The sequence below is a fragment of the Pseudarthrobacter sp. NS4 genome, assembly GCF_024758005.1.
Taxonomy (GTDB): domain Bacteria; phylum Actinomycetota; class Actinomycetes; order Actinomycetales; family Micrococcaceae; genus Arthrobacter.
The window spans coordinates 3234687-3252127 of the sequence record NZ_CP103288.1 but is presented as its reverse complement, the minus strand read 5'-3'; the positions used below and the strand labels follow the sequence as shown (position 1 = coordinate 3252127).

At 64.2% G+C, this 17441-nt stretch carries 21 protein-coding genes; 5 read left to right on the top strand and 16 right to left on the bottom strand.

Annotation, left to right across the window (positions count from 1 at the left end):
• Positions 1-67 precede the first annotated feature (67 nt).
• Entirely contained in the window at positions 68-955 is an 888-nt protein-coding gene (locus NXY83_RS15385; RefSeq protein WP_258806264.1) for a F510_1955 family glycosylhydrolase, read from the bottom strand.
• Between the two features lie 629 nt (positions 956-1584).
• Here NXY83_RS15385 and NXY83_RS15380 point away from each other — a divergent pair.
• Positions 1585-1803 carry a hypothetical protein gene (locus tag NXY83_RS15380; RefSeq protein ID WP_258803064.1) on the top strand — a complete coding sequence of 73 codons (219 nt, stop codon included), beginning with the start codon at positions 1585-1587 and terminating at the stop codon, positions 1801-1803.
• Positions 1804-1820: 17 nt separating this feature from the next.
• Here the strand turns inward: NXY83_RS15380 and NXY83_RS15375 are convergent, their stop codons facing one another.
• The 3 genes from NXY83_RS15375 to NXY83_RS15365 all read right to left on the bottom strand — a co-directional run bounded on the left by NXY83_RS15375 (position 1821) and on the right by NXY83_RS15365 (position 4112).
• Entirely contained in the window at positions 1821-1988 is a 168-nt protein-coding gene (locus NXY83_RS15375; RefSeq protein ID WP_258803063.1) for a hypothetical protein, read from the bottom strand.
• Positions 1989-2013: 25 nt separating this feature from the next.
• Positions 2014-2331, bottom strand: a complete 318-nt coding sequence (locus NXY83_RS15370) for a hypothetical protein (protein ID WP_258803062.1) — start codon at positions 2329-2331, stop codon at positions 2014-2016.
• A gap of 257 nt (positions 2332-2588) precedes the next feature.
• Entirely contained in the window at positions 2589-4112 is a 1524-nt protein-coding gene (locus NXY83_RS15365) for a SulP family inorganic anion transporter (RefSeq protein WP_258803061.1), read from the bottom strand.
• Positions 4113-4290: 178 nt separating this feature from the next.
• Between NXY83_RS15365 and NXY83_RS15360 the strand changes: the two genes are divergently transcribed.
• Entirely contained in the window at positions 4291-4674 is a 384-nt protein-coding gene (locus tag NXY83_RS15360) for a MerR family transcriptional regulator (protein WP_258803060.1), read from the top strand.
• A 277-nt stretch (positions 4675-4951) separates the two neighbouring features.
• Here NXY83_RS15360 and NXY83_RS15355 read toward each other — a convergent pair whose 3' ends face one another.
• The 11 genes from NXY83_RS15355 to NXY83_RS15305 all read right to left on the bottom strand — a co-directional run bounded on the left by NXY83_RS15355 (position 4952) and on the right by NXY83_RS15305 (position 12632).
• Complete coding sequence (locus tag NXY83_RS15355; protein WP_258803059.1) at positions 4952-5707, bottom strand: ANTAR domain-containing protein; 756 nt, start codon at positions 5705-5707, stop codon at positions 4952-4954.
• Between the two features lie 95 nt (positions 5708-5802).
• Positions 5803-6567: an SDR family oxidoreductase gene (locus tag NXY83_RS15350; protein ID WP_258803058.1), complete on the bottom strand. Its 765-nt coding sequence runs from the start codon at positions 6565-6567 to the stop codon at positions 5803-5805.
• Positions 6568-6613: 46 nt separating this feature from the next.
• Positions 6614-7003 (bottom strand): Hpt domain-containing protein, encoded by a 390-nt coding sequence (locus NXY83_RS15345; protein ID WP_258803057.1) that lies wholly within the window; start codon positions 7001-7003, stop codon positions 6614-6616.
• Positions 7004-7162: 159 nt separating this feature from the next.
• Positions 7163-7831, bottom strand: coding sequence for a cation transporter (locus NXY83_RS15340; protein WP_258803055.1), 669 nt, complete (start codon positions 7829-7831; stop codon positions 7163-7165).
• Entirely contained in the window at positions 7828-8154 is a 327-nt protein-coding gene (locus NXY83_RS15335; protein WP_258803054.1) for an ArsR/SmtB family transcription factor, read from the bottom strand. Before NXY83_RS15335 ends, NXY83_RS15340 begins: the two co-directional genes overlap by 4 nt.
• A gap of 128 nt (positions 8155-8282) precedes the next feature.
• The gene (locus NXY83_RS15330) at positions 8283-8714 is read right to left on the bottom strand and encodes a hypothetical protein (protein ID WP_258803053.1); all 432 of its coding nucleotides are present in this window, start codon (positions 8712-8714) and stop codon (positions 8283-8285) included.
• A gap of 290 nt (positions 8715-9004) precedes the next feature.
• Positions 9005-9349, bottom strand: coding sequence for a hypothetical protein (locus tag NXY83_RS15325; RefSeq protein ID WP_258803052.1), 345 nt, complete (start codon positions 9347-9349; stop codon positions 9005-9007).
• Between the two features lie 210 nt (positions 9350-9559).
• A complete protein-coding gene (locus NXY83_RS15320; protein WP_258803051.1) occupies positions 9560-10183 on the bottom strand; it encodes a hypothetical protein in 624 nt (207 codons plus the stop codon).
• A 168-nt stretch (positions 10184-10351) separates the two neighbouring features.
• Positions 10352-10822, bottom strand: coding sequence for a hypothetical protein (locus tag NXY83_RS15315; protein WP_258803049.1), 471 nt, complete (start codon positions 10820-10822; stop codon positions 10352-10354).
• 110 nt (positions 10823-10932) lie between these two features.
• A complete protein-coding gene (locus NXY83_RS15310) occupies positions 10933-11340 on the bottom strand; it encodes a hypothetical protein (RefSeq protein WP_258803047.1) in 408 nt (135 codons plus the stop codon).
• A 341-nt stretch (positions 11341-11681) separates the two neighbouring features.
• The gene (locus NXY83_RS15305) at positions 11682-12632 is read right to left on the bottom strand and encodes a lipid II:glycine glycyltransferase FemX (protein ID WP_258803046.1); all 951 of its coding nucleotides are present in this window, start codon (positions 12630-12632) and stop codon (positions 11682-11684) included.
• A gap of 432 nt (positions 12633-13064) precedes the next feature.
• Between NXY83_RS15305 and NXY83_RS15300 the strand changes: the two genes are divergently transcribed.
• The 3 genes from NXY83_RS15300 to NXY83_RS15290 all read left to right on the top strand — a co-directional run bounded on the left by NXY83_RS15300 (position 13065) and on the right by NXY83_RS15290 (position 16013).
• Positions 13065-14282: an MFS transporter gene (locus NXY83_RS15300; RefSeq protein WP_258803045.1), complete on the top strand. Its 1218-nt coding sequence runs from the start codon at positions 13065-13067 to the stop codon at positions 14280-14282.
• Positions 14283-14376: 94 nt separating this feature from the next.
• Positions 14377-15081: an esterase/lipase family protein gene (locus NXY83_RS15295; protein ID WP_258803044.1), complete on the top strand. Its 705-nt coding sequence runs from the start codon at positions 14377-14379 to the stop codon at positions 15079-15081.
• Positions 15078-16013 (top strand): LssY C-terminal domain-containing protein, encoded by a 936-nt coding sequence (locus NXY83_RS15290; protein ID WP_258803043.1) that lies wholly within the window; start codon positions 15078-15080, stop codon positions 16011-16013. Before NXY83_RS15295 ends, NXY83_RS15290 begins: the two co-directional genes overlap by 4 nt.
• Here the strand turns inward: NXY83_RS15290 and NXY83_RS15285 are convergent.
• Positions 16000-17364 carry a hypothetical protein gene (locus tag NXY83_RS15285; RefSeq protein WP_258803042.1) on the bottom strand — a complete coding sequence of 455 codons (1365 nt, stop codon included), beginning with the start codon at positions 17362-17364 and terminating at the stop codon, positions 16000-16002. The two genes, NXY83_RS15290 and NXY83_RS15285, sit on opposite strands and share 14 nt — an antisense overlap.
• Between the last annotated feature and the right edge of the window lie 77 nt (positions 17365-17441).

Sequence of the window (17441 nt, the reverse complement as noted above, 5' to 3'; positions counted from 1 at the left end):
GGAGGGGGCACAAGGTGAGGCCGACGACGGCGGGCGCGCGCCGCCGTCGGCCTCCTGCTTTCCGGCGTCAGTCCGCAGTTATGGGCCGGAAGGTCATCCCGCCGTCGGTGGAGACGACCACCCCGTCCGGGGTGGCAGCCCAAACCCAAGGGCGGCCGTCCTCGCCCTTGATGGAAGCGATTGCCATCACCTCGGCGTCGATGCGGCCTTTTTTGGTCCAGGTCTCTCCGGCATCTGCGGAGTAGTGGACGGTGCCGTCCGGTTCGACGCCGACGGCTTCTGCCGGGTGGGCGAACGCCGCGAACTGGATCACCGGGCCGTTGGCCAGCGGCTGCCAGGTGGTACCGCCGTCCGTGGAGCGCTGGATTCCCTCGGGCGTGGTCGCCAGGACCGTGTTGCTGTCGGGGTGCCCGGCGAGGACGGCCGGGGCGAAGTTTGCGGCGACGGTGTCCCACACCTTGCCGTCAGGGCTGGTCCTCAATATTCCGTCGAATGCCACGATTCCTGACTTCGTGGCGGCCAGCGCGTGGAAGTCGGATTCGCCCTGCCGCGAGAGCTGTTCCCAGGTTTTGCCGCCGTCGGAGGATTTGATCAGGCCCATCGGGTTGGGCAGGTCCGAGCCCGGACCGGGGTGCCCGGAGGCGTAGAAGACTCCGTCCGAGGGGCCAGGGGTGAACCCCATCAGGTCGTTGGTCTCACCGATTTTTCTGGCCGGGACGGTGGTTACGTCGAACAGGCCGTCGTGGGTGGCCAGGAGTACCTGGCTGCTTTCGCCGCTGACGGCCAGTCCGTGGACGTGGGAGCTGGGCATCACGCTCCCGGCGGCGCCGCTGGTGGCCGTGGTGCCGGCGGGTGGGCTTGTGGCGGGAGTGCATCCTGCAAGGGCGAGCAGGGCTGCCGCTGCGGCGGACAGCACTGCATAGCGTCTGGTCCTGCTGGCGGGTGGAAGGGGCATCGGTAACTCCAGGTAGGGGGAAGCGTCCTGGTCGTTGCCCTCGCGGAACGAGGCAATCATCTCCTGGACTTTCCGGCGTTCATCCGACTCAGCATATGCCTGCGCTTCCTGGAGCGTGCATGAACGGCACCACGAAGGGCACCGATTTTGGCTCGAGGAGCAGGGCCGCCCCGAAAAATTTTGTGGGAAACCCTTTACTGCGCAGGAATCGGTTACTAAAGTCAGTTCTTGTCATAGTCCGGATGGGCGCCAGGGGGCGTCCGGGAGGGGGGAGTGCATCACCGCTGACCTAGACCGAAAGACAATTGACCACTACGTTGAAAGCCCCTCCTAGGAGGGGCTTTCCCTTTTGGTGCCGGGCGCCTGATAGCTCAGGCGGCGGCCTGGGATGCTTTGCGGCACTCAGCACAGCGGACCTCGGCAAGCAGGGAGCCGGCGTCGTCCTTCTGGTAGTGCGTCACATGATTTGTGACCCTCCCGCAGGAAGCGCAGAAGGCCTGGTGCTGTTTAGTCCACATGCATGAATAATACGGACCCTGCGGTCAAAGGGAAGAACGGGCCTGCAAATTTGTGGTTGACCACAATGCCTCCTCCTTCCGGAGGAACGCTTCAGATGGTTTGCTGGAGGCATGAGCGAAAAGGATCCGCGTACCGAGAACCTGCCCACCGACGACCACCTGCGGGAGGACATTTCCGCCGCACCTGCCGAAGAGCAGGCTCCTTTGCCCGATAAAGACTTCACGCCAGGCCAGACGAATGCCGGCCAGCAGGTGGCCGGGCTGGCCTCGGCGGCGGGCTACGGAGAGCACCAGGACCCTGAGGAACAGGACGGCAACCATCCCGTCTGAGCTTCACGTGACCTCGGTCAGCGCGGGATACGCCGTCCCCTGAACCGGCTCAGGAGCAGAAGGACCAGGGCTACAAGCAACAGCACCGGGGCCACCCCAAGGAGGAACCCCAGGGTCCTGACCGTCAAACCGACGATGAAGAGAACCGCGGCGACAACCAGGATCGCCACTACTAACGCTTTCATCTATTCCGCCTCACGCTTGTGCCGTTTACAGATCTCGCACCGAACCCCGGCGCCGCCACAGGTAAAACGCCACGAGCAGAACCACCAGGATGACCGCACCCGCGATCACGAGGGCCGTGCTGTTGTCCGCCTGCACCGTTCCGGAGCCACCTGCACCTTCCGGGGGAGGCGGCGAAGATTCGGGCGGAGTTGCCGTTCCGGTCGGCGCAGGAGTGGGGCCCGTCGGAGCGTCAGTAGGAGAAGGCTGCTGTCCCTGGCCAACTCCCGGTGAGGCGGACAAAACCTGGGAAGTGGTGCTTCCGAAGCCCCCGGAGGCGATGGCCGCAACGGGAATCCACAACATGCTTCCAAGAAAAGCAGCGAAAACAGCGGCGCTCAACAGTGTCGTCCGCATTAGTCCTCCTCCGTGACCAGCTGCATCCGAGGCCGCCGGTAATGTGAACATCAGGGGCAGTGCACCACACCCTCATTGTGAACCTGGCCCTGGCCCCTGTCCATCAGCGGCGGATACGCCGGCCGGGCAGCGGCGGGCCTTGTACCCGTGCTTTCTGAACCAGAGGCGTACGACGGCGGCCGTGTGCCGCCGTCGTACGTGTTGCACTAGTGCCCGGCGCCGAGCTTGCCGCCGAGGCGTTCACGCATGGTGATGCTCGCGTCGTTGAGGCCGATGATCTTCACGTCCTTGCCGTGGTGGTGGTATTTCTCCGTAATGGCGTCGAGGGCGGCGATGGTTGAGGCGTCCCAGAGGTGGGAGGCGTGCATGTCGATGATGACGTGGTCCGGGTCCAGGGCGTATTCGAACTGGGTGTACAGGTCATTGGAGGAGGCGAAGAACAGTTCGCCGTCCACCACATAAGTGGCGGTTTCGTGTCCGTCCGTGGTGGTTACGGTTCGTTCGACGGTGACGAAGTGGGCCACGCGGCGGGCGAACAGCACCATGGCCACCAGCACGCCGACGCCGACGCCGATGGCGAGGTTGTGCGTGGCGACGGTGACGATGACGGTGGCGACCATGACCATGGTTTCACTCTTGGGCATCATCTTCAGGGTGCGGGGATGGATGCTGTGCCAGTCGAAGGTGGCCCAGGAGACGAAGATCATCACCGCGACGAGGGCTGCCATCGGGATCACCGACACGACGCCGCCGAGGGCGACGACGAGGATGAGCAGGAAGACGCCGGCCAGGAAGGTGGAGATGCGGGTGCGGGCGCCGGAGGCTTTGACGTTGATCATGGTCTGGCCGATCATCGCGCAGCCGCCCATGCCGCCGGTGAAGCCGGTGACGATGTTGGCCACGCCCTGGCCCCAGGCTTCGCGGGTCTTGTGCGAGCGGGTGTCCGTGACGTCGTCCACGAGCTTGGCGGTCATCAGGGATTCGAGGAGGCCAACGAAGGCCAGGGCCAGGGCGAAGGGGAAGAGGATCTGCAGGGTCTCAAGCGTGAAGGGCACGTTCGGGATGAACAGCGACGGCAGCGACTCGGGCAGGTCGCCCTTGTCGCCCACCGTGGGAACGGCGATGGCGGCCAGGACGGTGATGAGCGTGAGGACCACGATCGCGACCAGCGGGGCCGGAACGACGTTCGTGAGCTTGGGCAGGCCGAAGACTATGAGCAGGGCCAGTGCCGCCAGCGGGTAGACCAGCCACGGCACGCCGATCAGTTCGGGGACCTGGGACATGAAGATCAGGATGGCCAGGGCGTTGACGAAGCCCACCATCACCGAGCGTGGAATGAAGCGCATCAGCTTCGCCACCCCGGATAGGCCCAGGATGATCTGGAAGATCCCGCCGAGGATGACGGCGGCGATGAAGTAATCCACGCCGTGGGACTTCACCAGCGGGGCAATGACCAGGGCGACGGCGCCGGTGGCGGCGGAAATCATGGCCGGCCGGCCGCCGACGAAGGCGATGGTGACGGCCATGGTGAAGGAGGCGAACAGTCCCAGGCGCGGATCGACGCCGGCGATGATCGAGAAGGCGATCGCTTCCGGGATCAGCGCCAGCGCGACGACCAGGCCGGCGAGGACTTCGGTCTTGAGCCTTCTGGGCGATTTGAGGGTTTCCCGGACCGACTGGAGCTGTTCGGGCGTGTAGGCAGGGGCTTCCCCGGCGGTTTTGACGGCCATTGCTGGCTCCGTTCATGGTCAGGAAGACACTACGGTGTCTTCGCTTTTTTCAAAGAATGAAGGGGGCGCGGCAGCGCGCCGGAAGAGGGGAATGACCCTCGAAGGTTTCACCGCTCACCAAAAACTCTACCCTAACGTGATGGTAGAGTTTGACCCCGGACAAGGAACGGAGGGCCCTATGACGGCCAGGACCGGGAGCGACACCATGCATATCGGCGAGTTGGCGGAACGGACAGGGCTGTCCCTGCGGACCATCCGGCATTACGACGACGTCGGCCTGCTGCCGGCGACGGCCCGCACCGACGGTGGCTTCCGCGTCTACAGCGAGGACGACTTCGAGCGCCTGATGGTGATCAAGCAGATGAAGCCGCTGGGTTTCTCGCTGGAGGAGATGGCGGAGATCCTGGCGATGCTCGCTTCGCTTTCTGAAGCGCCCCCCGATGCGGGTCACCCGGCCCGCCTCGCGGAGTTCCTGGAAAGGGCGGTGCACGAGCGAGCAAAGATGGCCCGAAACCTGGCGCAGGCTGACGACTTCATCGAACGGCTAACGCGGCTGCGTTAACCGGACGTGCAAGGTGCGCCGGCACCCATAACTGTCAGGTAGGGACTCAAACCCTGCTTCAAGTACTCATGTCAGACTGCCCGACGCCGGTGGATTTCCACTGCAGCCCGGAACTGTGGTGTCTGGCCGTCATCCCGGAAGGTTCCCGGCACTCCGCGCAATGGACGCGGGCTACGAGCGTACCGCCGTCGTCCTTGTGATAGTGCGTCACGTGGTTGGTGGTCCTGCCGCATGCCGGGCAGAAACCCTGGCTCTGTTTAGTCCACATGCACTGCGCCTACGCAAGGGCCGGCAGATCAAACCGGGCTGCCGGCATCCCGCCGGTCACCGCCTTGACAATATTTTCGGCGACGCTGCGGACCTTCAGGTTCCGCTGCCGGGAAACGCCGGCGAGCTTGCTGAACGCCTCCGGGTAGGAGCAGCTGTTTTGCGCCATGATCACGCCGCAGGCCACGTCGATGGACCTGCGGCTCTCCAGGACAGTCTTCAGGTTGTCCCCGGCGGCGCGGATGCTGCGCACTTCAACGGCCAGCCTCATGCTCTGTGACGCCACCGCCGCGAACCGCGAGGCCTCGTCTACCAAGTCCTGCGTGAATTCGAAGCCGGCGGTACCCAGGAACACCAGGACGCAGGATGTTCGGCCGTCAAGTTCAAGCGGAACAGCCAGTGCCACGCCATACCCGGATCCCACCAACCGGCGCCGGTAGGCCTGCCACCGCTGGGACGGCCCGTCCCCGGTCACCGACACATGACCCGAGATGGCGGCGGCCTGGACCATGGGACCGTCGCAGTAACGGGCTTCGGAGTCCGCAACGCACGCCGCCGCTCCCACATTCCCTGCGGTGACGGGCGGACGGCCCGCATGCGTCAACGTGGCGGCACAATCAACCCCTCCAGACCCGCCAAGGGCGAAAGCAGCAGCCTCCGCCAACCGCTGCACCGAGTCCAGATCGGTCTCCGCGCCCGTGATCAGATCCAGCAGGAACCCAGGGTTTTGGGTTCGCCTGCTTCCGGCTACCGGTTGTACTGCCAATTTTCTGCCCCCTCGACTTCCGGTCCGCCCGCAGCTGCGCGGGTTTTCATCGAATCTAGGGGCGGCACCCGCGGAGAACACGAGTAGCCGGTACTCTACTTTTCCTGACCGCTCCCGCCACTACGTGTTTCAAGCCATTCGAGGAACGTTTGGCGTCCGACGGCGGCGCCCGGCGCCGGGACCAGGTCGCCGCGGCGCATGGCTTCCCCCATAGGCCCAGGGAACGGAACCTCGAGGATTCTCCTGCGTTGGCCAGTCTTGGCCAGGTAGGCGCGGACAAGATCCGCCAGCTCCTCCGTGCGGGGACCGCCCAGATCTGTGCTGCGTCCCTGCGGTCCAGACTCGGCCGCCGCGATCAGGGCTTCGGCCACCTCCCGCGCCGCTATGGGCTGGGTAAACATCTTGGGAACCACTACCAGCGGCCCTGCCGAGGCAACCTTGATAGTCAGCGGCACGAACTCGTGGAACTGCGTGCTGCGCAGCAGGGTCCACGGCACGCCGCCGTGCCGGACCGCGTCCTCCTGCGCCCGCTTTCCCGCATAAAGACCGGACGTGGCATGGTCGATGCCCACGATGGAGAGCGCAATGTGGTGCCGGACACCCGCCTTCTTCTCAGCTGCCAGCAGATTCTGGGTGCTGTTGGTGAAGTAGTCCACGTTCTTCTTTGTCGACATGGACTCAATGCCGGATACGTCGATCACGGTATCCATCCCATGAAGAGCCTGCTCCAAGCCTCTTCCGCTAACCAGATCCACGCCCTCCGAGCGGCTCAGGCTGACCACGTCGTGCCCGCGCTCGCGGGCCAGTTCCACAACGTGGCGTCCGACTGTTCCGGTTCCCCCCGCAATGGCCATCTTCATAATAAAAATCCTACCGATCGGCCCGGTTTGCCTCGTCCGGCGAGCATTACAGCCAGGCCTGCAGCGCGTAGATGGTTTGTCTGCTGCACTGCTTGATCCGGCGAAGGTGGGCCGCTGCCAGATGGGGCAGGACAACGGCGGGTTCGGCGCGGCTCTCATCTTCCCGCAGCGACCTCTCCAGACCTAAGGCCAAGCCCGCCAGGCGCTGGGCACCCACCATCTGGCTTGAGGTTTTCAGGCTGAGCACGGCGTCGATGGCACCACCCAGATCCCCGGTTGTCAGGGTGAGTCGCAGCCTTTCGGTCCTGTCGGGAAGCTGTGCGATGAAGCTTTGCACGAACACCTTCCAGATGCCCTCGTCGTCGTCCACATCGTCGCGCAGCCTGTCCAGCACGGAGGGGTCCAGGAGGGGCGGAGCGAGCCCTTCGTCCTGCATCAGCAATGTCCTTCCGCCCAGGAGGGGGTGACCCCTCCTCCCGGCCGGGAAAAAGGGCCTTGACCACCCCCAGGCTTAGGAAGGACCCTACGCGGGACGGAAGAAGCGGGACACAGTATTGGGTACTCGACTTTTCCGCTCCTGTTGGCAGCCGGACACCTAGGGCGTCATTGGGCCCTGCTCTGCCGGCGCTGGGCCACCGCAACCGGCGCAGCAGGCATCCCCGCGCCAGGCATTGATGCCTTCACGTACGGCGATGGCGGCGATGATCAGGGCCGCGATGGCATCGGCCCACCACAAACCCAGCGTGCTGTTGAGCAGCAGGCCCACCAGGAGCACGGCTGAGAGGTACGTGCACAGCAGCGTCTGCTTGGAGTCCGCCACCGCTGTTCTGGAGCCCAGTTCCCGTCCGGCCCGGCGCTGCAGCCAGGACAGCACCGGCATGATGGCCAGGCTCAGCGCGGCGATGACGATGCCCGGTGTGGAATGCCCTGCTGGTTCACCGACGGCCAGCGACCGGACGGCGTCGGCGGCGACGAAGGCTGCGAGGGCAAAGAAGGACAGGGCGATGATGCGCAGCGTGAGGTGCTCGCGCCGCTCCGGGTCCTTCGAAGCGAGTTGCCAGGACAGGGCGACGGCGGAGGCCACCTCGATCACGGAGTCCAGGCCGAAACCGATCAGCGCTGCCGAACCGGCAACATTCCCGGCCCAGAGCGCGACCACGGCTTCAACGACGTTGTAGGTGATGGTGGCCGCAGCGAAGAAACGGATGCGGCGGGTCAGGACCGCACGCCGGCCCGGTGCCGGTGAGAGCTGGAGGCTGGTCATGCCGTGCACGTCCCGTCCGGGGCGCAGCAGGCAGGATCCACCGCCAGGACAACACCGATCAGGTCGCGCATGGCGTGCCCCAGCCGGCCGTCGGCAAGTTCGTATCTGGTCCGCCTGCCGTCCGGAACAGCCACCACCAGGCCGCAGCCGCGCAGGCACGCCAGATGGTTGGACATGCTCTGGCGGGATACGCCGATGGACTCGGCAAGATCGGACGGGTACGCGCCGCCGTCGGCCAGGGCCAGCAGGATCCTTGCCCGTGTGGGGTCGGACACTGCATAACCGAAGCGCGCCAGGACCGGCGCGTGCGTAAGAGTCTCCATGATCCCAGAGTACAGCCATCCGTGTATTCAGATCGAGCTGTACTCAGGGGTCGATGGAAAGTGTGGAAGAGGTTGATGGCAAACTCTGGGCCCCACGCTGGGCGCTGGGAGTTGCCGCGGTCTTTGGCCTATGCGGCCAGGCGGGTGGTTGCTGCCGCAGCCTGCCGCCGCGGCGCCAGCACGCTGATGGTGCAGGGCGCTTGCTGCGGATCGATCCTGGCTGGCAAGTGATGGGTCTCAGACGAGGTCTGGAGCATTTTCAGGGCTGCTTCATCTACGCGGGCGTGCGAGACATCCAGTTCCAAATCCAGGCCTGCCCTTAAGGAATTGGCCCGCTTAGCTACTACATAAAGGGCGTTGACGCTGTGGACGGTGATATGCCCCTTTGCAATCACCTTCGCACGTGCGTGGTCGAGATCTACACGGACAACAATGTTGAGCTTAGAGTTCAAGTTGTAAAGCCTTCCCCGGCATTGGCTGCGACGCTGCAGCTTCTTGCTATGGCCGTTTGCATCAGCCTCATCCAGAGTAGGGGCGAAATGTGACTCACGCAACACCATGGCATTTATTACATCGGATGGTCTTTTCGTTACCCGCGTGATGACGGCGGAAAAAGGGGAATGTTCCCCCTTGCATCCCCTCCGGCACGGCATCATTTGGCCAGGTCAAAGGAGGGAAGCGGCTGCCTGGGCGGAGGCGTCCTGCGGCAGGGCCTAAGACCGGCTTGGGCCGCCTCCACCTGCTCCGGGCGCTGCGCACCGCCCTGCGCGCCTGCAAACGGTCCGTGCAACTGATCAAGCGAAACCTCTACCCGGTAGCCGCCGGCTCCTCCTGCGCCGGCGGCCCGGCTTCAGCCGACCGCCTCGGGAAGTCTTCCGGTTAACACCGAGACGGCGGCAGAGGACCAGCGCTCGCGCTCGGGCTCGTAGGAAATCACCACGGAAGCGTCGTTCTCACGGGCCTCGTCCATGGCGAGCAGCAGGGCGTCCTCAACGTGCCGCGCGTACTCGAACCGTTCCGCCGCGGTGCCCTGCAGGTCGGCGTCGTCAATCAGCACGTGGCCCTTGCCGTCAACAATGACCTTCAGCGAATACCCCTGGTCCTCATGCAGGGATCCGCGGGTGGATGAAATCTCGGTGACTCTGTCTGCCCGGACCAGCCCGTTGCCGAGCGTACGGATCCACACTTCACCCATGGAATGACCTCCCCTTTGGCGGTGGGCGCGGAAGAACGCCCCATAAGTCGAACGCTACTCCTTCGGGGGCCTTTTGTGACCCCCGAATTTGCTGCTGTTTGTCCTTATGTTGTTACCGGGTGAAGTTCCGCAGCCATCGGGGTCGCGGCTACCCAGGGGAGGCGAGGTATGGCCTGGGTTCAAGGGCCGGTCCAGGAAGAGATCCGCGGTTTAGTGGGTCAGGCCGGTCTGGTGGTTGATGCCGGCCTGGTCCACTCTGCGGTGGAAGCGCATGCCGGCTTTGCCGCCGATGATGGCCCCGATAAGGGGCACGAGGATGGCGATAGCCAGGGCGATCAGGCCGCTTGCGGTCAGGAGGTTTTCGTCGACCGGGATCCGGGGGGCTCCGCCGATGGTAGCCATGACGTTGAACTGGTTGCCGGCAATGGCTCCGAGGATGGCGAGGACGATCGCGATGATGATGCCCCACAGCCAGACCGCGATGCCCTGCTTCATTCCATCGAAGCGTGCCATGCGTCCGGCAACGTACCCGCCGCAGTAATAAGCAACGAACAGGACGATAGCCAGCACGATCCCGCTGACGATGCCGATGGTCTGGGCATTCTCCGTGGCCTGGTTCGCGGCTTCACCGGCGCTGGTGTTGTTCGCAGCTCCTGCCCCCAGGCCGATGGCGGCGGCCAAGGCACTAAGGATTACAGTGAGCCCGATGGCCGTCAGCCAGCCAAAGAACGCTGAACCGAACTTGATCCCGCCGAACCGCTCCTTTTCAGCGGCAACGGCGTCATCGCGATGTTCCTTAGGGGTACTGGACCCGCTGGTGTTCTTTGATGCCATGATGCTGGTGCTCCTCATCTGATTGGATGGCCAGTAACATACAATTACCGTTTGCTTACTAGTTCTCTTAATGCACTGCGCGCTGAGTGGCGCACAGTTCAAGGGCAATTAGTTACCCCTCGGTTGGAACCTCGGGTGGCCGCGTCAGTTGACTCAATGACCTAATCCCTATTTGGGAACATACGGTGCATATTGCTCCAGGGTGCCGTCGAGGACGGCCACGTCAAAACTTGTCGTGTCACCCTGCGCTGTGACAGTCAGGTCGGTCCGCGCGCCTGGACTGGCTTCTGTGCTGCTGAGCACAACCGGGGAATCTTGGAATTCCACCTTCCCGCCAGCTGGAATGCTCACCGGCAGTTCGTCGTCACGGTCTCCAATAACCAGATCCACATTCTCGCCAGTTGTATTGAAGACCGTTCCAAGGATCCGGCCGGGTTCATTTTCGCCCGAAGCGACAATGAAGACGCTGCGCAATTCAAGGCCCGCAAAGTCTTTGTCTGACCCCACAGCTACCGCGTAACGGTCTTCGTCAGCGGGCGGAGTGCACCCGGTTAGAAGCATCGCCGCAACACATGGTGCCACCATCGCCGCGAAGACCTTTTTTTCCCTATCCATGGACATGCCCTTTCCAAATTTCACTACCGTCCAGGGCCGCTTTCCAGAAGCTACCTATCCAAGCGGGAACTGCAGCGAACCCCGAAGGGAAGCCCTAATGTCCGCCCTGCCAAGGGGTGCCACTGCCTCCTTGCTTAAGGGAGTTTCTGGACCTTGTCTGCCACTACGGCCAGATCCTGCTCGTACTCGACGACGAAGGAGTCTTCATCATCGTTGAAGTCCAGGCCGTAGTCCCTTTCCACGTCCGCTTTGACGAAACTGCGGACGGTCCCGGTGACCTGTACCTGTTCCCCGTCTTCCAGGCCTTCGGTTATACCCTCACCCAAGACCAGCGTGTCATCGCCGACCGTGAAGGAGTTAGGCCCGATGATGTCTTGAACCTCCGCCTGGAGAGTGACCGTTTCACCCAGAATCGCCGCTTCAGCGGTGGGGCCTGCTTCCTGAGCCTCCTCGACCACCGTTTGTTCTCCGCAACCTGTAAGCAGGCCCGCCACCAGGGCAGATCCTGCGATCAGTACGCCTGCTTTGCTTGTCATTGCCATTAGAACCACTACCTTTCAACATTCACCGATAGGAGGTTCCTGCCGGTGCCGGATTCCCTGCCCTGTCTCAGGGGCCGAGGCGGAGGGCAGGGGCCATCTGGCCGCAGTCGGCGGTGCCGTTAGCGGGGCGAAGGGGGCCCTGGTGCGTCTGCCGGAGGCCACTAAGGGCGGCTCGTTGCTGGTGGGCATTTTGTTATGGGCTTTATTTTGCGGTTCCGTGAGATCCGGTTTCGCAATGCCTCTCACTAATCAGGCTACGTGCCCGAGACGGCCTAACAACCCCGTGTTATGCACTCGTGATGGCTTAGGGGGATTCTTGACGGGACCGTAACGCCCCGCGTTCAAGCCGAAGGAGTGGGGAGGAGCTTGGTCCGGAGCTTGCGCGCGAGCCGGTAGGCCCTGTATCGGAACTTCTTGACCGGCAGGTCCCAAGTGCCGGGATACGATACCTCCCGGCCGCCAAAGGAATTTTTGAACGCCGTGAAGCCGGCCCATTTATGATCCGGTTGGTCCGACGGCGCAACACCCCAGAGATCCACATGTTTGAGGCCACGTGTCTTCGCATCCGCGATCAGGGTTACCACGAGCGGGATCCCTGCGCTGAGCTTCCGGTGTGAGTCGTCAAGGGCTGCGTGGGCATACGTGCGGGTGTCTGCTGAATCGTAGACAAGCGCTGCCGCTATAGGGTCGCCGTGCAGCTCCGCGACAAAAAGCGTGGCAGCGCCGGCCGGCATCAGCGAAGCTGCTACTTGAGTGAGGTATTCGTCGCTCTGGGGCTTGAAACCGTTACGCCTGGCGGCCATGTGAAGGAAGTTGAGCAGAATCCGGATGTCACCGGGATCCTGCGAGGTGCGGAAGGTGACGCCCTTTTTGTGAATATTCCGATAGAGGTTCCGGTTTACGGGCTTCATCGCCGCCAAAACGTCCTCGAAGTCGCCCTCCAGGTCAATCACCCGGCTCAGCTCAGGCTGCTGATTCACAGGTGCGGGCTGCAGGCCGCGGCGCCGGAGTTCCGCTGCGGCAGACGGCAGCTCCAGCCCGGCGGAGACAGGTTCGATCCGGACAAAGACAGCACCGCAGGACCGTGCGGCCTTAACGAGGGCCGCCAGGGCGGCGTCGAACGCTTCAGGGGAAGTTGCGACCGGGCCGTATGGTGCATACAGCACCTTTCCTGCGGGGTTCTTTTCCTCCACGGCCAGGAACCTCCACCCCGGACCTGACTGCTGGTGGACCCTGCGGCCGAGAGAAGCCTTGAAGTCTGCCCAGGTTTGACTCTGCAGGAAGTGGTCCAATTGTTCCGCCCTTCATTGAAGTAATGACGGCAAACGCAATGGCGGGCTCCCAGACGCCGGCGCTATGGGGTTGGTCTGCGCCTGGGATGCGGGCAGGAACGCCATTATGACCACGCTACATCCGACTGTGCATGTGCATGCTGGAACCGGCGCGTCCCCCAGCTCCAGCACGACCCGGGAGAACACCTTTTTGCCGTTACCGTCGAGGGCCTGTCTTTTGCGGAAGCACCAGCTGGTTGCCTGGCTTTCTTTTCGTGCCGTTCTCAAGAAACTCAGCTGCCAGGACGGGTCCGAAGCCCGGCATGCTCAGCAGCACCTGTTTGTGGTGGTGTTCTGGGACTTTCTCGCTGATGAAGCATGGAGTTCCGCCAGCTCCTCGTTCAGAACTCGTGCGGAAATGCCGGTCCCCGGGCCAGCCATAGGATAACTCTGATGACTTCCCCGGATGACCCCCAGCCCTTCAGCCTGCGTGGCATCGCCGTGGCTGCTTTCGGCCCCACGCTGCTCTTTGGAATCGGGCAGGGCGCCATCCTTCCGGTGGTGGCGCTGACCGCCCGCGACCTCGGTGCCTCAGTGGCCGTCGCGGCACTCGTCTTCACACTGATCGGGCTTGGATCCTGGTTCTTCAACCTGCCCGCATCCCTGGTGACCCTCAAGTTCGGTGAGCGCTGGTCCATCGTGGGTGCCGCCGTCGCCGCCGGCCTCGCACTCGCCGCAGCAGGTCTGACCTCTCTGGTCCCCGCTGGACTGTGGTTGCTCGCGGTGGCGATGACCGTCGTCGGAATGTCTGGCGCCGTGTTCGGCCTGGCCCGGCAGAAGTACCTCACCGAAGCGGTGCCCGTGGAGTTCCGCGCCCGGGCACTGTCCACGCTGGGCGGCGTGAACCGCATTGGTGTGTTTATCGGCCCATTCCTGGGCGCGGCTGTGATGCAGTTCTCCGGCATCAGTGGCGCCTACTGGGTGGGCGTAGTGGCCATGGCGGCCGCCGCCCTGCTGTCCCTCACCATCCCGGACCTGGCTGTTTTGCCAGCGCCCGACGGCGGCCACAAGGGTCCCGAGCCCACGCTCCGGAGCGTCGCGGTGTCCCACTCCGGCGTGTTCCTCAGCCTCGGCGTGGGCATCCTGCTGCTCAGCGCCCTCCGCTCCTCGCGGCAGGTGGTCATCCCGCTGTGGGCGGACCACCTGGGCATGGACGCCGCCTCCGCCTCGCTGATCTACGGACTTTCAGGCGCAATCGACATGCTGGTGTTCTATCCCGCCGGCAAGCTTATGGACCGCAAGGGCCGGCACTTTGTTGCCGTTCCCTCCACGCTTCTCATGGGCGCGGCCCTGCTGCTCATTCCGTTGACCGGATCCTTTGCGGGGCTGCTGCTGGCGTCGCTGCTGATCGGCTTCGGAAACGGAATCAGCTCCGGGTTGGTGATGACACTGGGAGCGGACTTCTCGCCCGACCGCGGCCGGGGCCAGTTCCTGGGGCTGTGGCGGTTCATGGCCGATGCCGGGTCCACCGGCGGGCCCTTGCTCCTCGCCGGCGTGACAGCCCTTGCCACCCTTGGCGCGGGGGTCTCAGCCACAGGCGTACTGGGGTTCGCCGCGGCGGCTGTGTTCGCCGTCGTCATTCCGCGGCTGAAGCACCGGCGGAACTACTGACCGGGGCCGCTTGCGCTGCCATTTTCGGTCCCTAAGCCGCCGGTTTGGCGTCCCCACGGCGAGGGCAAGGGGCTTGGGACGCTATCCTCGACAGATGAGTGAAACGGGGATCCCCGCTCGGATCAGTCCGCTGCAGAAGGCTGTGTGGTGGGCACAGGACTATATCTACGCTGCGGTCTGCCAGGTCCAGGGCATGCTGTCCCGGGTGCAGCCGGGCTCCTTCCACAAGGGGCACCTCAGTCCGGTGTTGATCATTCCCGGCGTGTACGAAAACTGGCAGTTCATGATGCCGCTCATCCGGTCACTCCACGACGCCGGCCACCCCGTCCACGTGGTCACGGTCCTGCAGCGGAACAAACTGGACGTTCCTGTGGCCGCCCGGCTGGTGGCGCAGCACCTGGAAGAGGCCGGGCTGCGGGACGCCGCGATTGTCGCGCACAGCAAGGGCGGGCTGATCGGCAAGTACGCGATGCTGAACCTGGACCCGGAGCAGCGGATCTCGCGGATGATCACGGTCTGCACGCCGTTCTCCGGGTCGCGCTATGCGAAGTACATGCTGCTGCCAACCCTGCGGGTCTTCTCGCCCCGCAACGCCCTGACCCTCCAATTGGCCCGTGAGGAAACCATCAACAGCAGGATCACCTCCATCTACGGCCCGTTCGACCCGCACATTCCGGAGGGCAGCGTCCTGCCGGGAGCCACCAACATCGGGCTGCCCACGCCCGGGCACTTCCGGATCCTGGGCGATCCGGAAACGGCCCGCATCATTGTGGAGCAGCTCACCCCCAGAGAATCGTGAACCCCGTTCCTGATCCCGGCGCACAGTACGACGGCGGCCGGCCCGCTCCGCACGAGCCGGACCACTCGCGCATCGAGAACACCGCGGAGCGGCGGCAGAGCCGGTGGGCCACTGTGCTGGCGGTGTTGCAAAGGCTGCTCTATCTGCTGGTGACCATCGCCGTGGGCTGGGCGGTGTACTTCTTCCTGCTGTCCCGCCTGTCGCGCGGACCCGAGCAGGCCTGGGTGTTCCTGCCGGTATGGCTGGTCCTTGCCTACGCCCTGCTGCCACGCATACACAAGATTCTGAGCAGCCTCTACATCCCGGACTACTTCATCGGCAGGGCCAGGACGGGCGACGGCGTGCTGGGCGATCCCGTGAACCTGGCAGTGGTGGGAACGGAAGAAGAGCTGAGGCGGGCGATGCGTTCGGCCGGCTGGGTGGAGGCCGACCCCATTTCCCTGGCCACGGCCTGGCGAACGTTGACGTCCACTGTGCTGGGAAGAAGCTACCCGGCGGCGCCGGTGAGCTCGCTCTACGTTTTCGGAAACAAGCAGGACCTGGCCTTCCAGCGTGAAATCGACGGAAACCCGCGCAAGCGGCACCATGTCCGGTTCTGGAAATGCCCTGCGGGATGGATGCTGCCCGGCGGCCTCTCGGTGGACTGGGTGGGTGCCGGCACCTATGACAGGAGCGTCGGCCTGTCCCTCTTCACGTTCCAGATCACCCACAAAATCGCTGACCGCACGGACGAGGAACGCGACTTCATCATCGAAACGCTCCGCGCAGCCAACGCCGTGGAGTCAGTGCACATCATCCTCAATTACTCCAGCGGCTACCACCACCGCAACGGCGGCGGCGACGCGATCCGCACCGACGGCCACCTCCCGATCATCGACCTGTACGAACCGGGGCGGCCGGGGAGCTCCGCAGTGGGTCCTAGTCCGAGTTGAACGGGGTGCTGGTATCCGCAGCCAGCATGCCGCTCGTGGCAGTCAGCGTGCATCCTGATGCTTTGCCGGCAATTTCAAGGTCGGGGAAGGCAGCCACACCCGAAACCGCTGCCCTGGTGAGCGTGCCCTTGGTGCTGCAGGCGGATTGCAGCGTGACCTGGGCGGCGCTGTCCGTCTGGTTCCCGAACGTGTCCAGGATCCGGACCGTGACAGGCGGGGTGATGGGCGCGTTCTTCAGGACCACGGCCGGAACGGCATCGAACTTGAGCTTTGCGGGGGCTGCCGCCGTGATGGTCGCCGTCACCGGTGCCGGGCTGGTCAGGCCTGATGCTGCAAGGGATATGGTTGCGTTGCCCGCTTTGGTGTCGCCGTAGAAGAACGGCGCCGAGGCCGAGCCGGCCGGGATGGTTACCGTGGTGACCTTGGCGCCGTTCACTGTGGCAGCGAGGGTTCCCGTTGACGTTGAAGTGGTGGACAGCGTCACGGCCGTGGTTCCAACGCTGACAGCATTTCCGTAGGCATCTTGGCGCTCCACCGTGACCGGGCCGAGGAGCGCGGCCGATGAAGCGGTGCCGCTGATGGTGCTGCCGGTAGTCACTACGAGCTTGCTGGCGGCTGCCGGTGTGACTGTGAAGCCGCTGCTGGCTACTCCGGCGAAGCCCGGGCTGGAGGCCATAAGGCTGTAGCCCGATCCTGCTTTGTTGATGGAAAGCCCGCTGAAGGTGGCAGTGCCGGACCAGTTGGTGTTGGCCGTTAGGGATCCCGACAGTGTTCCTCCGCCGGGGTTTGCGCCGATGCTGATGGTGATCGGGACACCGGATTCCCATACGGGGAGGCCAAAGGCGGTCCGCAGTTGAACGCTGAACGTAGTGATGGGTGAACCGGCTGTAACAGAAGTGGGCGGCTGGGAGCTGAAGGAAAGGTCCCGCATGCTGGTCACCGTCACGTTCCCGCTCACGGTGCCGGCGGCGCTCCAGGAACGGTAGACAGCCGTGACCTGGTACTTGTGGATGCCTTCCGGAACCGACGTGTCCGTGCACGTCGTGGCTGGGATGAGGGCAGCGGGGCTGGAACCGCAGGCGGGCATCGTGGTGGAACCGGTGATGCGGGTGACGTAGTACCCGGTGGGGGCCACTGTTCCGGAGGAGCCGGTCCAGCTGACGGCCACACTGGAGTTGCTGTTGGCCGGTACTGACACGTTGGTGGGAGGCAGCAGGGTGGCGACTGCCGCCGTCGTATTGCCTGTTCCGCTGGCACGCCAGTAGGCGGAAGCGGGAACGGCACCCAGCGCAGCCGTTACGAAGAGCACAACGAGGGCAAACACCCCGGAACGCAGGATTGTGACAACCAAAACCAGCTCCCTCCGAAGCCGGGGGGAGGCTTCGGGGGAGCTGGCGATGGTGGGCACGGGTGACCTTCCGGAAGTCG

What these genes read in the sequence shown, in the direction of transcription:
- NXY83_RS15385 (WP_258806264.1), bottom strand. Translation starts at nt 955, where the DNA reads ATGCCCCTTCCACCCGCCAGCAGGACCAGACGCTATGCAGTGCTGTCC.
- NXY83_RS15380 (WP_258803064.1), top strand. Translation starts at nt 1,585, where the DNA reads ATGAGCGAAAAGGATCCGCGTACCGAGAACCTGCCCACCGACGACCAC.
- NXY83_RS15375 (WP_258803063.1), bottom strand. Translation starts at nt 1,988, where the DNA reads ATGAAAGCGTTAGTAGTGGCGATCCTGGTTGTCGCCGCGGTTCTCTTC.
- NXY83_RS15370 (WP_258803062.1), bottom strand. Translation starts at nt 2,331, where the DNA reads ATGTTGTGGATTCCCGTTGCGGCCATCGCCTCCGGGGGCTTCGGAAGC.
- NXY83_RS15365 (WP_258803061.1), bottom strand. Translation starts at nt 4,112, where the DNA reads ATGGCCGTCAAAACCGCCGGGGAAGCCCCTGCCTACACGCCCGAACAG.
- NXY83_RS15360 (WP_258803060.1), top strand. Translation starts at nt 4,291, where the DNA reads ATGACGGCCAGGACCGGGAGCGACACCATGCATATCGGCGAGTTGGCG.
- NXY83_RS15350 (WP_258803058.1), bottom strand. Translation starts at nt 6,567, where the DNA reads ATGAAGATGGCCATTGCGGGGGGAACCGGAACAGTCGGACGCCACGTT.
- NXY83_RS15345 (WP_258803057.1), bottom strand. Translation starts at nt 7,003, where the DNA reads ATGCAGGACGAAGGGCTCGCTCCGCCCCTCCTGGACCCCTCCGTGCTG.
- NXY83_RS15340 (WP_258803055.1), bottom strand. Translation starts at nt 7,831, where the DNA reads ATGACCAGCCTCCAGCTCTCACCGGCACCGGGCCGGCGTGCGGTCCTG.
- NXY83_RS15335 (WP_258803054.1), bottom strand. Translation starts at nt 8,154, where the DNA reads ATGGAGACTCTTACGCACGCGCCGGTCCTGGCGCGCTTCGGTTATGCA.
- NXY83_RS15330 (WP_258803053.1), bottom strand. Translation starts at nt 8,714, where the DNA reads ATGGTGTTGCGTGAGTCACATTTCGCCCCTACTCTGGATGAGGCTGAT.
- NXY83_RS15325 (WP_258803052.1), bottom strand. Translation starts at nt 9,349, where the DNA reads ATGGGTGAAGTGTGGATCCGTACGCTCGGCAACGGGCTGGTCCGGGCA.
- NXY83_RS15320 (WP_258803051.1), bottom strand. Translation starts at nt 10,183, where the DNA reads ATGGCATCAAAGAACACCAGCGGGTCCAGTACCCCTAAGGAACATCGC.
- NXY83_RS15310 (WP_258803047.1), bottom strand. Translation starts at nt 11,340, where the DNA reads ATGGCAATGACAAGCAAAGCAGGCGTACTGATCGCAGGATCTGCCCTG.
- NXY83_RS15300 (WP_258803045.1), top strand. Translation starts at nt 13,065, where the DNA reads ATGACTTCCCCGGATGACCCCCAGCCCTTCAGCCTGCGTGGCATCGCC.
- NXY83_RS15295 (WP_258803044.1), top strand. Translation starts at nt 14,377, where the DNA reads ATGAGTGAAACGGGGATCCCCGCTCGGATCAGTCCGCTGCAGAAGGCT.